Annotated in this window: 17 protein-coding genes; 2 read left to right on the top strand and 15 right to left on the bottom strand. The window is 47.2% G+C overall.

Features of this window, described 5'->3' with window-relative positions:
- Positions 1–14 precede the first annotated feature (14 nt).
- The 10 genes from bshC to PO771_RS06135 all read right to left on the bottom strand — a co-directional run bounded on the left by bshC (position 15) and on the right by PO771_RS06135 (position 9,602).
- On the bottom strand, positions 15–1,655 hold the full coding sequence (bshC, locus tag PO771_RS06180; RefSeq protein WP_272562398.1) for a bacillithiol biosynthesis cysteine-adding enzyme BshC: 1,641 nt from the start codon (positions 1,653–1,655) through the stop codon (positions 15–17).
- A 104-nt stretch (positions 1,656–1,759) separates the two neighbouring features.
- Positions 1,760–2,329 (bottom strand): TetR/AcrR family transcriptional regulator, encoded by a 570-nt coding sequence (locus tag PO771_RS06175; RefSeq protein ID WP_272562397.1) that lies wholly within the window; start codon positions 2,327–2,329, stop codon positions 1,760–1,762.
- A gap of 89 nt (positions 2,330–2,418) precedes the next feature.
- Positions 2,419–3,972, bottom strand: a complete 1,554-nt coding sequence (locus PO771_RS06170; protein ID WP_272562396.1) for an acyl-CoA carboxylase subunit beta — start codon at positions 3,970–3,972, stop codon at positions 2,419–2,421.
- The gene (locus tag PO771_RS06165; RefSeq protein WP_272563111.1) at positions 3,941–4,882 is read right to left on the bottom strand and encodes a hydroxymethylglutaryl-CoA lyase; all 942 of its coding nucleotides are present in this window, start codon (positions 4,880–4,882) and stop codon (positions 3,941–3,943) included. Before PO771_RS06165 ends, PO771_RS06170 begins: the two co-directional genes overlap by 32 nt.
- 11 nt (positions 4,883–4,893) lie before the next feature.
- A complete protein-coding gene (locus tag PO771_RS06160) occupies positions 4,894–5,109 on the bottom strand; it encodes an acetyl-CoA carboxylase biotin carboxyl carrier protein subunit (RefSeq protein ID WP_272562395.1) in 216 nt (71 codons plus the stop codon).
- 12 nt (positions 5,110–5,121) lie between these two features.
- The gene (locus tag PO771_RS06155; RefSeq protein WP_272563110.1) at positions 5,122–6,468 is read right to left on the bottom strand and encodes an acetyl-CoA carboxylase biotin carboxylase subunit; all 1,347 of its coding nucleotides are present in this window, start codon (positions 6,466–6,468) and stop codon (positions 5,122–5,124) included.
- A gap of 183 nt (positions 6,469–6,651) precedes the next feature.
- Positions 6,652–7,314 carry an RsfA family transcriptional regulator gene (locus tag PO771_RS06150; protein WP_272562394.1) on the bottom strand — a complete coding sequence of 221 codons (663 nt, stop codon included), beginning with the start codon at positions 7,312–7,314 and terminating at the stop codon, positions 6,652–6,654.
- 136 nt (positions 7,315–7,450) lie between these two features.
- Entirely contained in the window at positions 7,451–8,212 is a 762-nt protein-coding gene (locus PO771_RS06145; RefSeq protein WP_272562393.1) for an enoyl-CoA hydratase/isomerase family protein, read from the bottom strand.
- 32 nt (positions 8,213–8,244) lie between these two features.
- On the bottom strand, positions 8,245–9,120 hold the full coding sequence (locus tag PO771_RS06140; protein ID WP_272562392.1) for a 5'-3' exonuclease: 876 nt from the start codon (positions 9,118–9,120) through the stop codon (positions 8,245–8,247).
- A gap of 125 nt (positions 9,121–9,245) precedes the next feature.
- Positions 9,246–9,602, bottom strand: a complete 357-nt coding sequence (locus PO771_RS06135) for a Spx/MgsR family RNA polymerase-binding regulatory protein (RefSeq protein ID WP_096464834.1) — start codon at positions 9,600–9,602, stop codon at positions 9,246–9,248.
- A 170-nt stretch (positions 9,603–9,772) separates the two neighbouring features.
- Here PO771_RS06135 and PO771_RS06130 point away from each other — a divergent pair, with 170 nt between their 5' ends.
- A complete protein-coding gene (locus tag PO771_RS06130; protein ID WP_272562391.1) occupies positions 9,773–10,477 on the top strand; it encodes a helix-turn-helix transcriptional regulator in 705 nt (234 codons plus the stop codon).
- A gap of 53 nt (positions 10,478–10,530) precedes the next feature.
- Here the strand turns inward: PO771_RS06130 and PO771_RS06125 are convergent, their stop codons facing one another.
- From PO771_RS06125 to PO771_RS06110, 4 genes are all read right to left on the bottom strand, one after another.
- Positions 10,531–11,679, bottom strand: coding sequence for a class I SAM-dependent methyltransferase (locus tag PO771_RS06125; protein ID WP_272562390.1), 1,149 nt, complete (start codon positions 11,677–11,679; stop codon positions 10,531–10,533).
- Between the two features lie 196 nt (positions 11,680–11,875).
- Entirely contained in the window at positions 11,876–13,387 is a 1,512-nt protein-coding gene (locus PO771_RS06120) for a diguanylate cyclase (protein ID WP_272562389.1), read from the bottom strand.
- A 173-nt stretch (positions 13,388–13,560) separates the two neighbouring features.
- Positions 13,561–14,193, bottom strand: coding sequence for an MBL fold metallo-hydrolase (locus tag PO771_RS06115; RefSeq protein WP_272562388.1), 633 nt, complete (start codon positions 14,191–14,193; stop codon positions 13,561–13,563).
- Positions 14,194–14,343: 150 nt separating this feature from the next.
- The gene (locus tag PO771_RS06110) at positions 14,344–15,678 is read right to left on the bottom strand and encodes a PhoH family protein (protein ID WP_272562387.1); all 1,335 of its coding nucleotides are present in this window, start codon (positions 15,676–15,678) and stop codon (positions 14,344–14,346) included.
- 252 nt (positions 15,679–15,930) lie between these two features.
- Here PO771_RS06110 and PO771_RS06105 point away from each other — a divergent pair, with 252 nt between their 5' ends.
- The gene (locus PO771_RS06105; RefSeq protein ID WP_272562386.1) at positions 15,931–16,422 is read left to right on the top strand and encodes a YhcN/YlaJ family sporulation lipoprotein; all 492 of its coding nucleotides are present in this window, start codon (positions 15,931–15,933) and stop codon (positions 16,420–16,422) included.
- A gap of 34 nt (positions 16,423–16,456) precedes the next feature.
- Here PO771_RS06105 and PO771_RS06100 read toward each other — a convergent pair whose 3' ends face one another.
- Entirely contained in the window at positions 16,457–16,912 is a 456-nt protein-coding gene (locus tag PO771_RS06100; protein WP_272562385.1) for a pyridoxamine 5'-phosphate oxidase family protein, read from the bottom strand.
- Positions 16,913–17,082: the final 170 nt, after the last annotated feature.

Genomic DNA, 17,082 nt, shown 5'->3' with positions numbered 1-17,082 from the left:
GGTCCCCCTATTTCTTATTCTACGCGTACAGCGAGGTGTTCAGATGTTACATCGTATGGATACGAGCGGAATTCACGGAACCACTCCACCCCATATTTATTAAGATAACCAAATATATTGTAAACGCGTTCCTGTGGTTTGTCCATCGGAAACAGCGCTGTACGAATACGGTCGAACTGGCGCAGGGATGATTCGTGCTTTTTGACGAACGCTGACTGACTGCGTTTGGCATAAAAGTCGACCTGCTCCAAAATTTTGTCGAGATTTTTTTCACCAAGTACACGCAACCCCTGCTCAATTCCGGACGCTTCTTCGATGAGCGGCATATACAACTCCTTCATCTGCTGCTTTACCTCGGCGAATTTTTCATCCAGATGCAGCGTATCCTGCGCTGCTAGATACGCATCCCGCTTCTCTGTAAGCTTAGTCAATACATCATGCGTACTAAGGTCAAACTTACGCATATTCTTCTGTACAGCACCTTCCAGCAAGCTAAACGATAAACGCGGCACAACTGGCGGCATTGCAAGTCCGAACACAGCAAACATGCGGGCATACAGTCCCCAGTAGGCAACTTCACCCGGCCCACCGACAAACGCAAGTACCGGCAGTAACCATTCCTGCATCAGCGGCCGTGTCACCACATTAGCACTAAACGATTCCGGGTCGTGTGCAAGCAAAGTGAGAAGTTCTTCTTCCGTATACACGGCGCCATCCCGCGTACGGAATGTACCGTCTACGAGCCGCTCTACACCACTACGCTCCCCGTTTCGATACAGAAAAAACTGGGCAGAGGAACGCTCCGTCTCCACCTGGCGATGATAACCGAGTGTTGTAAGCTTCTGTCCCTGCACCGCTACCGCTTCATTCAATTCCTCATTTCGACGAATAACCTGGGCGAATCCATCTTGTTCCAGCACACGGACGAACGGAGCTGCCGAATCGATCAGAATGAGCCCTGCCTCTCCGAACAGCCAGACAAGCGTCCGGGCAAAAAAGTCTGTCAGTGTAGCTGATTCTTTAGCAAATGTATGCAAGTGTGCTTTCAGATCACCTGTAAATTCGGTTTCGATCTGTTCAGCAAAAAACGCATCAATATACTCGTGTAATGCATCCTGTGGAATAACTAAGTGCGTAACCGACGTTCGTCCTGCTGCCTCATGGTTCAGACGCTGCTTCTCGACATCTCCGCCTTTCGTCTGTACATATACATGATTGGCTTCCTCATAATCATGATCTTCCCCGGCAATCCAGAAGATCGGAACAACACGTACACCCAGTCGTTTCTGCTGTTCTTCTGCCATCCGAAGCGCAGTAATCGCCTTGTGAATCGTATACAGCGGTCCAGTCAGAACCCCCGCCTGCTGCCCGGTAACGACTGCGTATGTGTCAGGCTGGCGCAACGCCTCAATATTTTCTCTCACACGCTCGTGCGTGTTTCCCACACTTGTGTTCCAGGCGAGAAGCCCGTCTGCAAGCGCAGCACGGTTTGCGTGGGGATGTTCAGAAAGCCAGCGCAGGCGACGCTCGTAACTTTCTTGTTCATACGGATGATACGGATATAACTCCGCCGTTTTTGAATACTCATTTATATAATCATGGACAATTTTTTGTCCAAATGGAAGCATAACCGACTCGATTTGCACGTTGTTCATCCTCTCATCTCACAGCTAACTGCTTACTAAAGGGAAGTATACCATTCTCGATACCAAATGCCAAAAACAAAAGCAGCCAGCATCTCTCCGATGCTAGCTGCCCTTTATTTGGACAGACGAGGCATGTTATCAATCAAGCTCATAATATAGTTAATATTCTGCTCGGTTTCAGCTGGAAATAACATGCCGATATGCGTAACAGCAGCCATATAAGCTAAAATATGCCGCTCCACAATCCACGATGGCTCCGATGTATGCTCGTTAAATACGCGACGCAAATGCTCTTTTAGCTGATTATGTGCCTTCTGCTGTGCCTTATGCCCTTCGTCAAGCAGTTGGAACTCATCACGCTGTGGATCATTGATAATCTCACGCCACATGCTCATATGGTGTGCTACAAAGCTAAATAAATGCTCCGTAATACGCTGCAACTTCTCGCGGGCTGAAGATGACAGATCATTCACTACCTGATGAATGCGGCGGTCAAACTCTTCCCACTGCTGATTTAGAATCGCCTGATACAGCACAGCCTTATTCGGATAATAATTATAGATCGTTCCAACCGCAATCCCTGCCTCTTTAGCAATGGACCGCATGTCAGCCTGGCGATAGCCATTTTCAACAAAAATTTTATTCGCAGCTGCTAAGATCCGCTGCTGATAAGAGACGCTCATATCATTAGACTCCCCGTTTGCTACAATATGCTTCATCATAGCATATCCGAAGCGGTTGCGAAAAGCGACCCCGCAAAATATTGAGGCGCTTACACAGGATAAACCGGATGCTTCCGTTCAGAGAACGTCATTTGCTTACTACTATACGCCTCAAGACGGTCAATCAACTCGGCACGCAGTCGGCTTCCCTCGATAATGCCGTCAATGATCATTTCGGATGCAAGACGATAAATATCGATGTCTTCCTGATATTCTTTGCGTTTCTCCATAATGAATGCCTGGCGCTCTTTCGGATCTTCAATCGCGTTAATTTTGTTACTATACACCGCATTTACAGCTGCTTCTGGCCCCATAACCGCTATCTGAGCAGTTGGAAGAGCCAGACAGCAATCCGGTTCAAATGCCGGGCCCGACATCGCATACAGCCCAGCTCCATATGCTTTGCGAACAATAACAGAAATTCGCGGAACAGTAGCTTCTGACATTGCCGAGATCATCTTCGCACCATGACGGATAATGCCCGCACGTTCTACTTTTGTTCCGATCATAAAGCCCGGAACGTCGGCAAGGAATACGAGCGGAATACCAAATGCGTCACACAGCGTCATGAAGCGCGCCGATTTATCAGCGGAATCGACAAACAGTACGCCCCCTTTGACACGCGGCTGATTGGCAATAATGCCCACTGGCTTACCATCCATGCGGGCAAATCCCGTTACAAGCTCAGCAGCGAACAGTTTTTTGATTTCATAAAAGGAATCTTCATCAATGATCGCATGGATCAGTTCATACATATCAAACGGAGCATTCTGATTCGTCGGTACAATCGCTTCAACTGTACGACTATCTGCTTTTGGCACTTTTGCCTCTACAACTGGCGGCTTCTGCTGACAGTTCGCCGGGAAATACGACAAATACTGGCGGGCCGACGCAATCGCTTCCTGTTCAGACGACGCAAGTACATCCCCACAGCCGCTCACTGTACAATGCATGCGGGCACCGCCCATTTCTTCGAGTGTAACTTTCTCACCTATTACCATCTCGGCCATGCGTGGCGAGCCAAGATACATGCTCGCGTTTCCTTCTACCATAATGACGATATCACAAAATGCCGGAATATAAGCACCACCTGCCGCAGACGGTCCAAACAGCACACATACTTGCGGCACCATGCCGGACATTTTCACCTGGTTGTAAAAAATACGTCCGGCACCACGGCGGCCTGGAAACATCTCGATCTGATCGGTAATGCGTGCGCCAGCGGAATCAACCAGGTAGATCATTGGTATACGCAGCTTCATCGCCGTTTCCTGAATGCGAATGATTTTTTCAACCGTGCGTGAACCCCACGAACCTGCTTTAACCGTTGAATCGTTAGCCATGACACATACTTTCTGACCGTTTACACGCCCGATTGCGGTCACAACACCATCTGCTGGCAGATCGCCTGCTAGACTATTCGCAAATAGTGCATCTTCAATCTGGTATTCATCATCGAACAACAGCTGCAGGCGGTCGCGGACAAATAGTTTGTTCTGCTCTTTGTTCTTGGCGTGGTATTTCTCCGCTCCACCTTTCTGAATCTGTTCGATGCGCGTATGTAGCGCCTGCTCAAGCGTTTGCTTTGCCTGCTGTGTATCCATTGTCGCATTCCCCTTTCACAGTATGTTTCATTGCCGCAAGCACGCGCGATGGTAACGGGCGTCCAAGCACTTCTTCCATAAACATCCCAACTTCGATTAGCTTCTCAAGCGATACGCCCGTTTCGAGTCCCATCCCTTGCAGCATATAAACAACATCTTCTGTCGAGATGTTGCCCGATGCTCCCGGTGCATACGGACAACCGCCAAGTCCGCCAATCGAGCTATCAAACGTACGAATTCCTGCTTCAAGCGCCGCATATACATTGGCAAGCCCAGTTCCCCGTGTATCATGAAAATGCCCGGCTAACCGTGCTGCACCGAATTCAGCTGCAAGTACCGCAAAGCGCTCCCGCACTACATTCGGCGTACCAACGCCAATCGTATCGCCAATCGACACCTCGTATACACCCATATCGAATAATTCTCTTGTCACCCGCACGACAGACGCAAGTGGCACGTCTCCCTCATACGGACAGCCAAATGCTGTGGACACATATCCGCGCACTCGCATGCCATCTGCCTGTGCTGCCTCTACAACTTCTCGCAGCACAGGAAATGTTTCGTGAATCGTTTTATTGATGTTACTTTTGTTATGCGCCTCGCTTGCCGACATAAACACTGCAACTTCTTCTATCTGTGTTTGTCTGGCACGCTCAAGTCCTCTAAGATTCGGAACAAGCGCACTATATTGTACCCCGGGCTCTCGCTGCACTTGTTCTACTACGTCTACCGCATCAGCTAATTGGGGAATCCATTTCGGATTCACAAATGAAGTCGCTTCTACTTTTTGCAAACCAGCTCTGACTAATCGCTCAATCAGTTCGATTTTACTCGAAGTTGGCACGATTTCCTTTTCATTCTGCAATCCATCACGCGGCCCCACCTCAAACAAGCTCACCCGATCACTCATCATTCTACCTCCTAGCCTTCCAGCTCGATCAATACATCCCCTTCATTTACGAAATCTCCGATCGCAACTTTTACACCTGCTACTGTGCCAGTTGTTTCTACGGTTACAGGCACTTCCATTTTCATGGATTCAAGCATCACAACATCGCTTCCAGCCTGTACATGATCTCCTGTGTTCACGAGTACGTTAATAACTGTTCCTGCCATACTTGCGACTACTTGTTTCATTATGAATTCCTCCTATTTTGTAGTAATTCGTTGCATTGTTTCAACAAAGCTAGTTGTATACGTACCGGCTGCAAATCGCTCGTCTGCAAGCACATCGGCAAGCATCGGCAAATTTGTCTTAATCCCGGTAATCTCATACTGCTGTACAGCTTCTCTAGCTCGATGGAGCGCTTCCTCCCGAGTCATGCCACTTACAATCAACTTACCGATCATTGGGTCATAAAACGGCGAGATCGTTGTGCCAGATTGCACGGCATCATCAATCCGAATTCCATCTCCCTCCGGCGAAACATACGTATCAATTGTTCCTGGGGATGGGAAGAACGTATGCGGATCTTCGGCATAAATGCGCATCTCAATCGCATGCCCATGCGCTGCCACATCTTCCTGCGCAAACGGAATTGGATTCCCTTCCGCGATCGTGAACTGCAATTCTACCAGATCAATCCCTGTGATCGATTCAGTAACCGGATGTTCAACTTGCAGACGCGTATTCATCTCAAGAAAATAGAATGCTTTATCCTCTCCCATAATGAATTCCACTGTGCCGACTCCGGTATAGTGTACCGCCTGCGCAGCACGTACGGCAGCTGCACATACTGCCTCTCCAGTAGTCCGATCTAGGAACGGAGATGGACTTTCCTCGATCACCTTTTGATGACGGCGCTGTATCGAACATTCTCGCTCCAAAAGGTGAACAATCATCCCCTGCTCATCACCTGCAACCTGCACTTCAATATGATGCGGATTCTCGATATACTTCTCGATGAACATCGCATCGTTGCCAAAATACGCTTTCGCACGGCCTTTTGCCGATTGAAACGCTTTCATAATTTCTTCTTCATTACGGCAAATCTGCATGCCAATTCCACCGCCACCCGCACTTGCTTTTAGCATGACCGGGTAGCCAATCTGCGCTGCAATACGGCAGGCTTCCTCCGCTGTTGGAATGTTCCCGTCATAGCCTGGTACAATGGGAACACCCGCCTCGACCATAGCAGCACGGGCATGGATTTTATCTCCCATCGCCTCCATAACAGCCGGGTCCGGCCCGATAAATATAATGCCTTCTTCCGCACAACGGCGGGCAAATGTCCCGTTCTCGGATAACAATCCGTAGCCAGGATGAATTGCATCTGCCTGGTGCTCTTTCGCCACAGTAAGTATGGCCTCCATATTGAGATAGCTCTGCACAACCGGTGGCGGTCCAATACAGACAGCTACATCTGCCTCCCGCACAAATGGCATATCCACATCCGCTTCTGAATGAACGGCAATCGTCCGAATTCCTTTGTCGCGGCATGTTCGCATAATCCTCCGGGCAATCTCGCCCCGGTTTGCAATAAGGACAGTCTTGATTTTCATATGCTCACTCCTTCTCAATTACGAGTGCTCTTTTATACTGCCTATATATGAGAATTCTACATATGCAAAAAAACTCCTTTCTGTAATTTCTAAATTTTTTATAAATTGAAATCGCTATCAAAAAAAGAAAAATCACCCGTCTTATTACAAGAGGGGTGATTTTCACGCACTCATATGTTACCGATAATCGACGCGCTCAAGATTGCCATTGGCGTCCATTTTAAATCGAGGTTTAATATCGATGTCTTCTTCGTTATTTCCGAGAAACGCCATCTTACGAGCGCGATCCATAATTTGAATGAGCGCTTTGTAATCTTCGTTTACCACTTGATAATCCGATTTTAGCAGCGTTATTTCTTCTTTTAGGCTTTCGTTCTCAGCGCGAAGCTCCTCCGCTTCATGCCTGCTGTCTTCCATATCTCGTTCCAATCGCTTCATCTGCCGGAATACATTTTTCTGATCGCGTAGAAAACGGATTACGACGTCAAACGAAAGATCCTCCGTCATTTCACCGCGCATACTAACCGAAGTATCGGCTTCAGGGATAGCATACATACTTTCTTCCCCTGCTTCCGTCATATAAACGGCAGGTTTTAGCTTGCGCTTCGCTTTTTTGCGTTCCTGACGCTGAGATTTTGCCAGTTGAATAGCATCCTCATACTGTTTTCGGACTACACTGTTCCAACGAAATCCACAGGCGGCGGCTGTCCGACTCAGCCTCTCACCTACTTCCTCAAACGCACATAACTGCGTGCTTCCTTCTCGAATATGACGAAGCGTCACCTCTGCCAGCATCAGATCATCATCCGGTGTCCAAGCATCCTGACGTGCTGCTGTCATGTCAATCCCTCCGTTTCAATACCTCTAATGGCTTTACACTATCTCTATGCACTTGCTAGAGTTCATAGACTGATTTTCTACTAAATCAGTGTGTCCAGCTTTTGTGAGATTTAAACAGAGGGACGTTGTCTTTTCGTTATTTTTTCTGCAAAAACTTCTGCACGACACCGTAATGCGCTTCCGATCCCCACATGTCTGAGCAGAGATCAATCTCTTCTTCAATGCACACTTCGCGCGGCAGACCAGAATCTACAAGTTTGGCAACCTTCATATAGGCTGTAATCCCTTCTAGTGGCTGCGCTGCGATTTTTGCTGCGAACGCAAACGTTTCCTCCCGCAAGGCTTCATGTTCGTATACTCGGTCAATAAAGCCAATCTGTTGACCTGCTTCCGCGTCAAACATCTCGCCAGTCAAAAGCATCGTCAATGCATTATTCGTCCCGATTTTCTCCATCAGGCGCGTACCACTGCCCCAGCCAGTAATGATGTGCATGCCAATCTGAACGAATCCCATACGCGACTGCTTACTTGCGAAGCGGAATCGGCAGGAAGCCGCAAATTCACAGCCGCCTCCAATCGCTGCTCCATTCATCATCGCAATCGTCGGTTTAGGAAAGCGATCAATTCTGCTTAATAGGCGACCAACTCGCATGAGCATCGGGTACGACTTGTCCTTTGTGCGTACCGATAGAAACTGTCCAAGATCGCCTCCTGATACAAACGCTTTATCGCCTGCGCCTGTAAAGATAACAACTTTCACATCTTGGTCCGCTGCTAGCTCATCTAAGCAGGCATCCAATTCTTCCACCAATTCAAAGCTGATTGCGTTCCGTACTTCGGGGCGATTCAATGTTACAAGTGCAATGCCGTCTTTTTTCTCTAGCAAAATAGTATTCATCTACTCCACTCCTTCATTCATCATGTCCCGTACTAGCCAAGCCGCTTCAAAAATGCTCGAAACTCCAGCGCTTCGAACTGCTGACGTACCCGCTCCCTATCCGGCACCCATCGGCAATCCTCAAGCAGACAGGTAAGTGGGACCTGCACATCAATCTCAGCCAGCTCCCGCGACAGATGCAGCATCTCAAGTTCCGCTTCAATCTTGCGCCGAACACCAGGAGCTAGATCAGCTAGATTGTCCAGAATCCCTTGTACTGATTCATATTCACAAACAAGCTTGTACGCTGTTTTCTCGCCAATCCCCTTCACGCCCGGATAATTGTCACTCGAATCCCCCATCAGTGCCTTTACATCAATAAGCTGTTCCGGTCGAATGCCTTTCTCCGCAAACAGGACCTCTGGCGTGTATACAGCGTAATTAGACACCCCTTTTTTCATAATAATGACATGGACATTATTCTTCAACAGTTGGAGACTATCATGGTCCCCCGTCAAAATCTGTACCTGTGTGCCTGTATCTTCGCTGTACAGTCGGGCTAGTGTCCCAATGCAATCGTCCGCTTCATAGCCAGACAGACCAATATTCGGTACGTCGAAGCTATCCATCACCTCTTTAATCAGATCAAATTGTGGGCGCAATTCATCTGGCGGCGCTCCCCGATTCGCTTTGTACTGATCATACCGATCCGTCCGAAATGTCTGGCTGCCCATATCCCAGCAGCATACGACATGCGTCGGTGCGAACGTCTCCATCGCATCTAAGAAATAGTTCATAAAGCCGTAAATCGCATTTACGGGCACGCCTGTACTTGTTCGCATGATGCGCCCGCTATAGGCAGTCGCATAGTACCCACGGAACAGAAGCGACATGCCATCAATCAGCATAACAGTTTGTGATGCCTGCATCTCCTCATCCACCTTCTTACTTTTTCATCTCATCATAGTATCACGAATACAGCAAGGCAACAAAACTCACATAGTAAAAAGGCTGTCCCAATGCTATATTTCAGCTTTGGGACAGCCCTTATATACTATGCCAGCAAATCCTGCATGGCACTACGGTTATATCCAACGATTAACTTTTCCCCGTCAAACAAAATCGGACGACGCAGCAAGCGCGGCTCTTCACTCAGCATTTCAAGCAACTCAGACACAGTCATGTCCTCAATATCTTTATCAAGCTCCTTGAACTTGCGGCTACGCGTCGATAAAATATCATCCATTCCATTATGACTCATCTTGATGATTTCGAGAAGCTCTGTTGCAGAAGGAGGATTCTTAAACAGATGACGCTCATCATATTCAATGCCTTTCTCCTTCAGAAATGCCTTCGCTTTTCGACAAGACGTGCAGCTTGGGTACGTAAAGAAAGTAAGATGATCACTCATCACCCTTCATCTCCTTAGTTAAACAATTAACATCCGATTTAATAAGCAACTTTATTATATTATTTCACTTAATTCTATGTCAATAGTGTTTACAAAACTTTCATTTACCCTTTTCCGTATTTATACTATAATTAACGCCAGATATAAGAAATGATGAGGGGGATTTCCAAATGGAAAATGAAACTTTGAAATTGACGAGCGTGCTCGCTGACCCCACGCGATTCTCGATCTATCAATATGTGGTGGGTCGTCACCGTGCTGTAACGGTACAAGAAGTCGCGGAGCAATTTGATATACACCCGAACGTGGCTCGTCTGCATCTAACCAAATTAGAGGATGTCAATTTGCTCAACTCCGCATCTGAGAAAACAGGGAAAGGCGGCCGACCAAGCCGACTATACTCACTGTCTGATCAAGTGATCAGCCTTCAGTTCCCACCACGTGACTATCAAATGCTGGCGAACATTGCAATTGAAACCCTCGCCTCTCTTGGTGAAGTCGGCCAGAAGGCCCTGTATGAGATGGGGAAAAAATTTGGTCACGAAGCTGCACGTCAAGCTTTAGAGAAAGAACGATTCCCCGTATCCAACATGTCACTCGATGACAAAATCGAATCCATTCAGCGTCTTGTGTTAGCGCAAGGACTAAACCCGGAAATTCAGGTCGTGGATGACCAAACATTACGATTCCGTGTATTTAATTGTACTTTTAAAGAAATAGCGCTGAAAAATTCTGAAAGCATTTGCCAAATGCATCATGCACTTCTACTCGGCATCTTTGAAATGTACTTCAATGAGGAAGTAAAACTCATGGAAGATTCTTCGATGCTAGCTGGATGTAAATCATGTGATTACACAGTGCTGCAGATTTCATAACAAACGAGGCTGCCTCAAAAGCTGGAATTCAGCAACGAGACAGCCTTATTTTGTCATGCTTTCCCCTGCAAATAAGATGGGGCTTTTACCCCTTTCCCCTGCACAAGAACACAAAAAGCATGCCCCATACCGTTTTCTGCGATTAGCTGCATAATAGCACGATTGCGTTTGGCGGCCGGATTGCGAAATGGATCGCCTCCGCTATGCTCCTGAAGAAGTGTTAAAATACCTGCTGCCATAAGAAAATCTCGTTGCGATGAAAAACTAAGCATAGTAAGTCCTGCTTCCTCACCCGTATCCATAAGCGCTGAAAAATTCACATGAGACGTTATATCCGCCTCGCCTGGGTGCTCATACGGATTATCTGCGACTGTATGCTCACGATAGCATAATAATGTACCCATACGACGGCTTGGCGTGTACAACTGCTCACGCCGATAGCCATAATCAACAGTCAGCATATACCCGCACGTCAGCCAGGACGCCGCTTCTTTCATCCAGGAAATCGCTTCTACGTTCACTTCCGTCCGATAACCGTTCAGAGCCGGAATGCGCTCCCGCTGAATATACGCTATCACGTCCTTATCAACAAGAGGCAGCAGCCGTTCTACAAAACGTCCATCCACCTCGAGTGCTACGTGCACTTCTTGCCACTCGTTATTTCTCCACTCCACCAGATGCACAGGGAACGCATCTGGCAGCTCATTCGAGAGCAGTATACCGCATAACTCTGGTATCGCTTCTTTTGCTCCAGCGATTGTATCATACCAACATACCTCTACTTCTTCAGAAAAAGCGGACAGAGCTTCCTGCTGGAGATTACGATGATAAGGACTTACCTCAATCATTACATAGCGAATACGCCGATTATGAAAAACTCCTTTTGCCTTTAGCGCTCCAAGCACAGCTGCTCCAAGTGAGCCGCTTCCTCCCCCCATCTCCACAATGCTGCACATACGATCAACCGGAAGATTATGTAGCATATCAGCAATCACATGGGCCAATGTCTCTCCATATACAGAACCAACTGACACACTCGTATAGAAATCTCCACCTTTTCCAACCTTCGTTTTTTCCTGACAGTAGTATCCAACATGCGGATCATAAAGAGCGGTCTCCATAAACATACGAAAAGAAATACTACCTGTCGGACTCTGACTAATCTGCTCGCTCAATCGGGTATACGCACCTGGTTTCCTCATCTTCTCCCCCTCTATTTTTCACTATTGACATAGTTAATAAATTTATTTTATACTATAGACAACATCCCAAATGTAAAACCCAGGGACATTTCCCTAACCCTATTTTGATTTAACCCTAATTTCTAACCCTCCCCCTAACGCCACCCTTACCCCAGGGTGGCGTTTTATCATGCCTTATAAAAAAATGCCCGCCAAATTAGCGGGCGATACGAATTTGATTTTTCCCCTCATGCTTGGCACGATACATCGCATCATCCGCTTTCATCAGAAGCATCTCTCTCTCAATCCCATGCTCTGGATAAGCCGCAATACCGATACTAGCCGTCACCAAAAACGGAAAAGGTAAGTCTAAAAAGGATTGCTGTATACGTTCCGCAATCATACAGGTCTGCTCAAGCGTTGTCCGGGGAAGAAGTACAATAAGTTCTTCTCCACCATAGCGCGCAACCGTATCAGACACTCGCACTTGTGTCTGAAGCATATGAGATACATGCACCAGTACCCGGTCTCCCACAAGGTGACCGTTCGTATCATTAATTTTCTTGAAGTCATCAATGTCAAGCATAATCAAGCAGAGCGGATCCCCTGAGCGTTTTGTCGCTGCGAACTCCTCCTGATACCGTTCTGAAAAATACTGGCGAGTATGAAGTCCTGTCAATCCATCTGTAATCGCTAGCTGACGAATATACTCATACTGACGTGTATTCATCAATACGATACCAAGTTGACGGGCAATGGATGTCAGAAACTGAAGCGTAAGCTCAGAAAATCGCCGATAATCCCCACTGTCTACATAAATAATGCCGAGCGCCTGCTCTTTGTACATAATCGGAACAGCCACCGCGCTGTATAGCTCAAGCTGCTGGGCTGCTCCAAGACAGCGAGTATCATGTTTAGCATCCTGCACCACGACTGGCAATCCGGTGCGAAACGCTTCTTCATGCCGGGTATCTCCTAGATGAGCAGGCAGAACGAGTTCCTGTACCCACTCCTCCGGCACAAACCCGCTGGCACGTGCAATTCGAATCCGATGCTCGTTCTCATCAAGAAGTCCGATCATTACCCTGCTGAATCCGAATGTACTCGAAATCTGTGAATGAACGACTTCAAGCACATCCTCTATAGTCGCTTCCGCGTCAGCCGCTACGTCCATCATGGTGTAAAGAAACTGGAGCTTGCGACGCTTATACAAAATCTCTTCCTGTCGTCTCCAATTATAAACTGCAATGCCAAGGCGGACTGCCAAGTGAGTAAGAAACTCCTTACTATGCTCCGGAAGGTCATATTCCTGTTTATGAAACACATACAGCACACCAAGTGTTTCTCCTTCACATGAAACCGGATACATCCAAACTGTTCCATAATCTAGAAGCGGCAGCAACGCAACACCCGACAATTCACGTCGTGGATATAACGTTTGCGGCTGCCCAGTCTCCATTACCTGACGCTCTATAGCCTCGTCTGGAAGCACGTAGCAATATCGACTCTCTTTATGATCAGTATTCAACCATACTTGCAAGTTCTTTTCTTCTTCTTCCAACAGCGATACACACGTACCTGCCCCAATCCCACACCAGATAGCATCTCCAATCACAGCAAGAGCCCGTTCCAGTTTGGTCGTGCCTGCTATTTCTGCGTTCACCTGATTCAACAGCCGCAAAAGCTTAATGTGCTCTTCTGCATATGCGTACTTTGTTTTATCATTCATGATATGTTGCCTCACTTACAGTTAGCCTAGTAATTAGACGGGGCCTACCTATTTGCATGAACATCATATCATATTTTGCAACAATTTAAAGAAAAATTGTACACAAAAAACGAGCACATCCACTTATCTCGAGATGTGCTCATCTCATACATTTCTTACTTTGTTATCTCTGCCTAGTTGTTTCCGTTAATAAACGGATTATGTACTTTTTCAAACCCAATCGTCGTCCCAGACCCATGCCCTGGATAAACTCGTGTCTCCGGCGCAAGCGGCATAAGCTTCTCTTCAATACTTGTAATTAGCTGTTCATAGCTGCCACCCGGCAGGTCAGTCCGTCCAATAGAATGCGCAAACAATGTATCCCCACTAAACAAATGATCATCGATCAAAAACGACACGCCTCCCGGTGTATGCCCTGGTGTTGCCAGCACGCGAATCTGGAATCCGGCAAGAGAGAGAACCTGTTCGTCTGCTAGCTCATGCTCAGCCCGATCTGTCTGCATCACGCCTTCAATCATCGGCCAGCGGGAAGATCCGTTCAAGTCTGGATTCGTCAGCCATTCCTGTTCATTTGCATGGATGTATACCGGCGCTTCTGTCTTTTTGCGGATCAGATCAAGACCGCCCATATGGTCAAAATGTGCATGTGTAAGTAGAATTGCCTGCACCTGATAGTCGGCTGCACATTCTAGCAGTGCACGCGGCTGCATACCCGCATCAATAATAATCGCTTCGTTCGTCAGCTCATTGGCTACTACATAGCAGTTCGTCTGTAGCGGCCCTAGCGGAAAAGTATGAATACGCATGATGCCCTCCTGTTATGTTTTCTTCAGTGTATCATCTTTTTTACATTCGTGCATGCAGAAGCACAGGAATGGAATCAAACCAAGCATTGTCACTTCAGTACGCTCGCCCGATTCCACCCCTGACACAGTTTGGACTACGGTTCTAAATTCTCACAGCAGGTCAGCGGCCAGCTGAGCGAGATTAGAACGCTCTCCTTTATGCAGCGTGATATGTCCAGACATTTTCTGCTGCTTGAACATCTCAACTACGTATGTTAATCCATTGTTCACTTCATCAAGATACGGATGGTCAATCTGCTGCGGATCACCCATCAAAATAATTTTACTGTTATCACCCACCCGAGTCAGAATCGTTTTGACTTCGTGCTTGGTCAGGTTCTGTGCTTCGTCCACGATAATGAACTGCTCCGGTATGCTGCGCCCTCGAATGTACGTAAGCGCTTCTACCTGGATACTGCCAAGCCCGGCTAGAATCTTGTCAAGATCACTCGAATGCTTCGTGTTGAAGAGATATTCAAGATTGTCGTAGATCGGCTGCATCCACGGGCGCAGCTTCTCCTCTTTCTCACCCGGCAAGTAACCAAGATCTTTGCCAAGCGGCACAATCGGACGCGCCACCAGCAGCTTCTTGTAGGCATGCTCGTCTTCAATTTGCATCAAACCAGCCGCAAGTGACAAAAGTGTTTTCCCTGTACCTGCTTTTCCAGTCAACGTAACGAGCGGAATGTCTTTATTCAAGAGAAGTTCCATCGCCATTTTCTGCTGCGCATTACGCGCCTTTATTCCCCAAACGATCTCATCCCCGAATACAAGCGGCAGCAAATAACGGCTATCACTGCTAACTCGACCAATTGCCGAAGAAGAAGAGCCCAGCTCGTCTTTCAAAATAAGGAATTCATTCGGTAAAAAGCCATACTGCGGTAAATGCTTCTTGATGTCGAATGGACCTGGACCATAAAACTTCTGAATCACATCCACCGATACCGAAAGCGTTGTGTATCCTTTATACAAGCTAGAGAATTCATGTACTACACGATCTGATAAAAAATCTTCAGCAGGAAGGCCAAGTGCATCTGCCTTAACTCGCAGAAGCGCATCCTTCGTGACAAGAACAACAGCACACGGTTTTTCCTTCTGCTGCTCTTCAGTATGCAGATTGAGGGCCACAGCCAGAATTCGATTGTCATTCGTCGCATCAAGAAACATCTCCTGCATGCGGGCAAATGACCGATGATTTAGCTCAACGCGCAGATCACCACCGTTGTCCATCGTAACCCCTTTATGAAGCTGCCCTTTAAGCCGAAGGGTGTCAAGCAGTTTGGCCACATACCTTGCATTTCTTCCGATTTCATCCATCAGTCGCTTTTTGGAATCGATTTCTTCTAGCACAACAGCAGGTAGAACAATATTGTTGTCCTGAAATGAAAAAATCGCTAGCGGATCTTGCAGCAATACATTCGTGTCTAAGACGTAGATTTTTTTCAATATCTCGCCTCCCGGGCAATGTATATAAGCATCCAGCCGACAACCGAACCGGGTGTACGGCTGGTAAAGCTAATGGCAACATCCATTTTATTGAATTTCTTACCATCACTTACTTTACTGTATGGTTTCCGGAGGTTTGTTGATAGTGTATGTGACAAAAAATAATCTAGAAGGAAAAACTCGTGCATACATCCAAGCATTCTGTGACACACTACGCCTGAAAACGATCTGTTCCACGTGAAAGGGTGATCCATGATGAAACGACTATTGGCCCTCCTCTGTCTCTTCGTGCTGTGTACAGCCTGCACCTCTAAAAATACACCGGAAAAATCTGCGCCTGCGAAAACACAACGCGTTCAGCAAACAGCACCCGAAGCGCCCACGCCACAAAACGCAACCGCTGTGGCGAAACACCTATCAACCATCGCTTCACGCGTGCCAAAGGTGAATAGTGCAACTGCCATCGTATTCGGCAATACCGCTATTGTCGGTATTAACGTCGATGCAAAGCTTGACCGATCACGGGTTGGCACCGTTAAGTATTCGGTTGCGGAAGCTCTGCAAAAAGATCCACATGGAGCACATGCTCTTGTTACAGCAGATGCGGATATTGTACAACGCCTTCGTGAAATGAACGAAGACATTATGCGTGGTCGTCCCATTTCAGGATTCGCCGAAGAGTTAGCCGATATCGCGGGACGCATCATTCCACAGGCACCTGCCCGCAATCCAGGACAGCACTAGCAAATTTGCACAAAAAAATGCCCGGTCGGCTCGACTAGGCATTTTTTAACGCGTTCATAACTTGCATATCCAATTTTTCTGCTTCCTGCTCATCATACGTTTTGACATACTGCGGCTCTGTGGCAATACGTGAACCATAAAACATAACGTCACGCACTTCGGCAATAGTAAGCTCAATGAGGGTCAGTTTAAGCGGTACACCCTCCATCCGCTCCTGTACAATACGCGCCTGTCCACTGATCGCATAAAACGACCCCGCCGCAAACACATTAAGTGCTGCCCGAGAATTCGCAGCTATGTTCTCAATGATGGATGATTTGCTATTAACCGCCAAACGCAAAGTAGAACAATCGAGCGCATACACCCAGGAAAGCGCACTCGTATACGGACTTCCTGTCTGTTTACTAATCGTAGACAGCATAGCAAACCGTTCATGGCGCAACAGAGCAAGCAGCTCCTGACTGAGAGAATGCGCAACAACTTCCGGCATAAGCAAACCTCCTTGAAATGAAGAGATACCCTTATTTTACAAGAAAATAAGGGTATCCTCAATAGAATAAGAACCTTCGCCCGCGTTAAATCCGTTCATATCGGTTAATCTCCACTCTGTACGCAGCTTTCGCCATCTTCTATCTCTGTATTAATTATTTATATAGTATG

It is taken from the genome of Aneurinibacillus uraniidurans, from assembly GCF_028471905.1.
GTDB classification, from domain to species: Bacteria; Bacillota; Bacilli; order Aneurinibacillales; family Aneurinibacillaceae; genus Aneurinibacillus; species Aneurinibacillus uraniidurans.
This window is presented reverse-complemented; position numbering and strand designations above follow the sequence as displayed.

Coding starts and splice junctions, on each gene's coding strand:
- PO771_RS06125 (WP_272562390.1), bottom strand. CDS start 11,679: ATGAGGAAACCAGGTGCGTATACCCGATTGAGCGAGCAGATTAGTCAG.
- PO771_RS06130 (WP_272562391.1), top strand. CDS start 9,773: ATGGAAAATGAAACTTTGAAATTGACGAGCGTGCTCGCTGACCCCACG.
- PO771_RS06145 (WP_272562393.1), bottom strand. CDS start 8,212: ATGAATACTATTTTGCTAGAGAAAAAAGACGGCATTGCACTTGTAACA.
- PO771_RS06170 (WP_272562396.1), bottom strand. CDS start 3,972: ATGGATACACAGCAGGCAAAGCAAACGCTTGAGCAGGCGCTACATACG.
- PO771_RS06100 (WP_272562385.1), bottom strand. CDS start 16,912: ATGCCGGAAGTTGTTGCGCATTCTCTCAGTCAGGAGCTGCTTGCTCTG.
- PO771_RS06150 (WP_272562394.1), bottom strand. CDS start 7,314: ATGACAGCAGCACGTCAGGATGCTTGGACACCGGATGATGATCTGATG.
- PO771_RS06140 (WP_272562392.1), bottom strand. CDS start 9,120: ATGCAGGCATCACAAACTGTTATGCTGATTGATGGCATGTCGCTTCTG.
- PO771_RS06105 (WP_272562386.1), top strand. CDS start 15,931: ATGATGAAACGACTATTGGCCCTCCTCTGTCTCTTCGTGCTGTGTACA.
- bshC (WP_272562398.1), bottom strand. CDS start 1,655: ATGAACAACGTGCAAATCGAGTCGGTTATGCTTCCATTTGGACAAAAA.
- PO771_RS06120 (WP_272562389.1), bottom strand. CDS start 13,387: ATGAATGATAAAACAAAGTACGCATATGCAGAAGAGCACATTAAGCTT.
- PO771_RS06165 (WP_272563111.1), bottom strand. CDS start 4,882: ATGAGTGATCGGGTGAGCTTGTTTGAGGTGGGGCCGCGTGATGGATTG.
- PO771_RS06160 (WP_272562395.1), bottom strand. CDS start 5,109: ATGAAACAAGTAGTCGCAAGTATGGCAGGAACAGTTATTAACGTACTC.
- PO771_RS06175 (WP_272562397.1), bottom strand. CDS start 2,329: ATGAGCGTCTCTTATCAGCAGCGGATCTTAGCAGCTGCGAATAAAATT.
- PO771_RS06115 (WP_272562388.1), bottom strand. CDS start 14,193: ATGCGTATTCATACTTTTCCGCTAGGGCCGCTACAGACGAACTGCTAT.
- PO771_RS06135 (WP_096464834.1), bottom strand. CDS start 9,602: ATGAGTGATCATCTTACTTTCTTTACGTACCCAAGCTGCACGTCTTGT.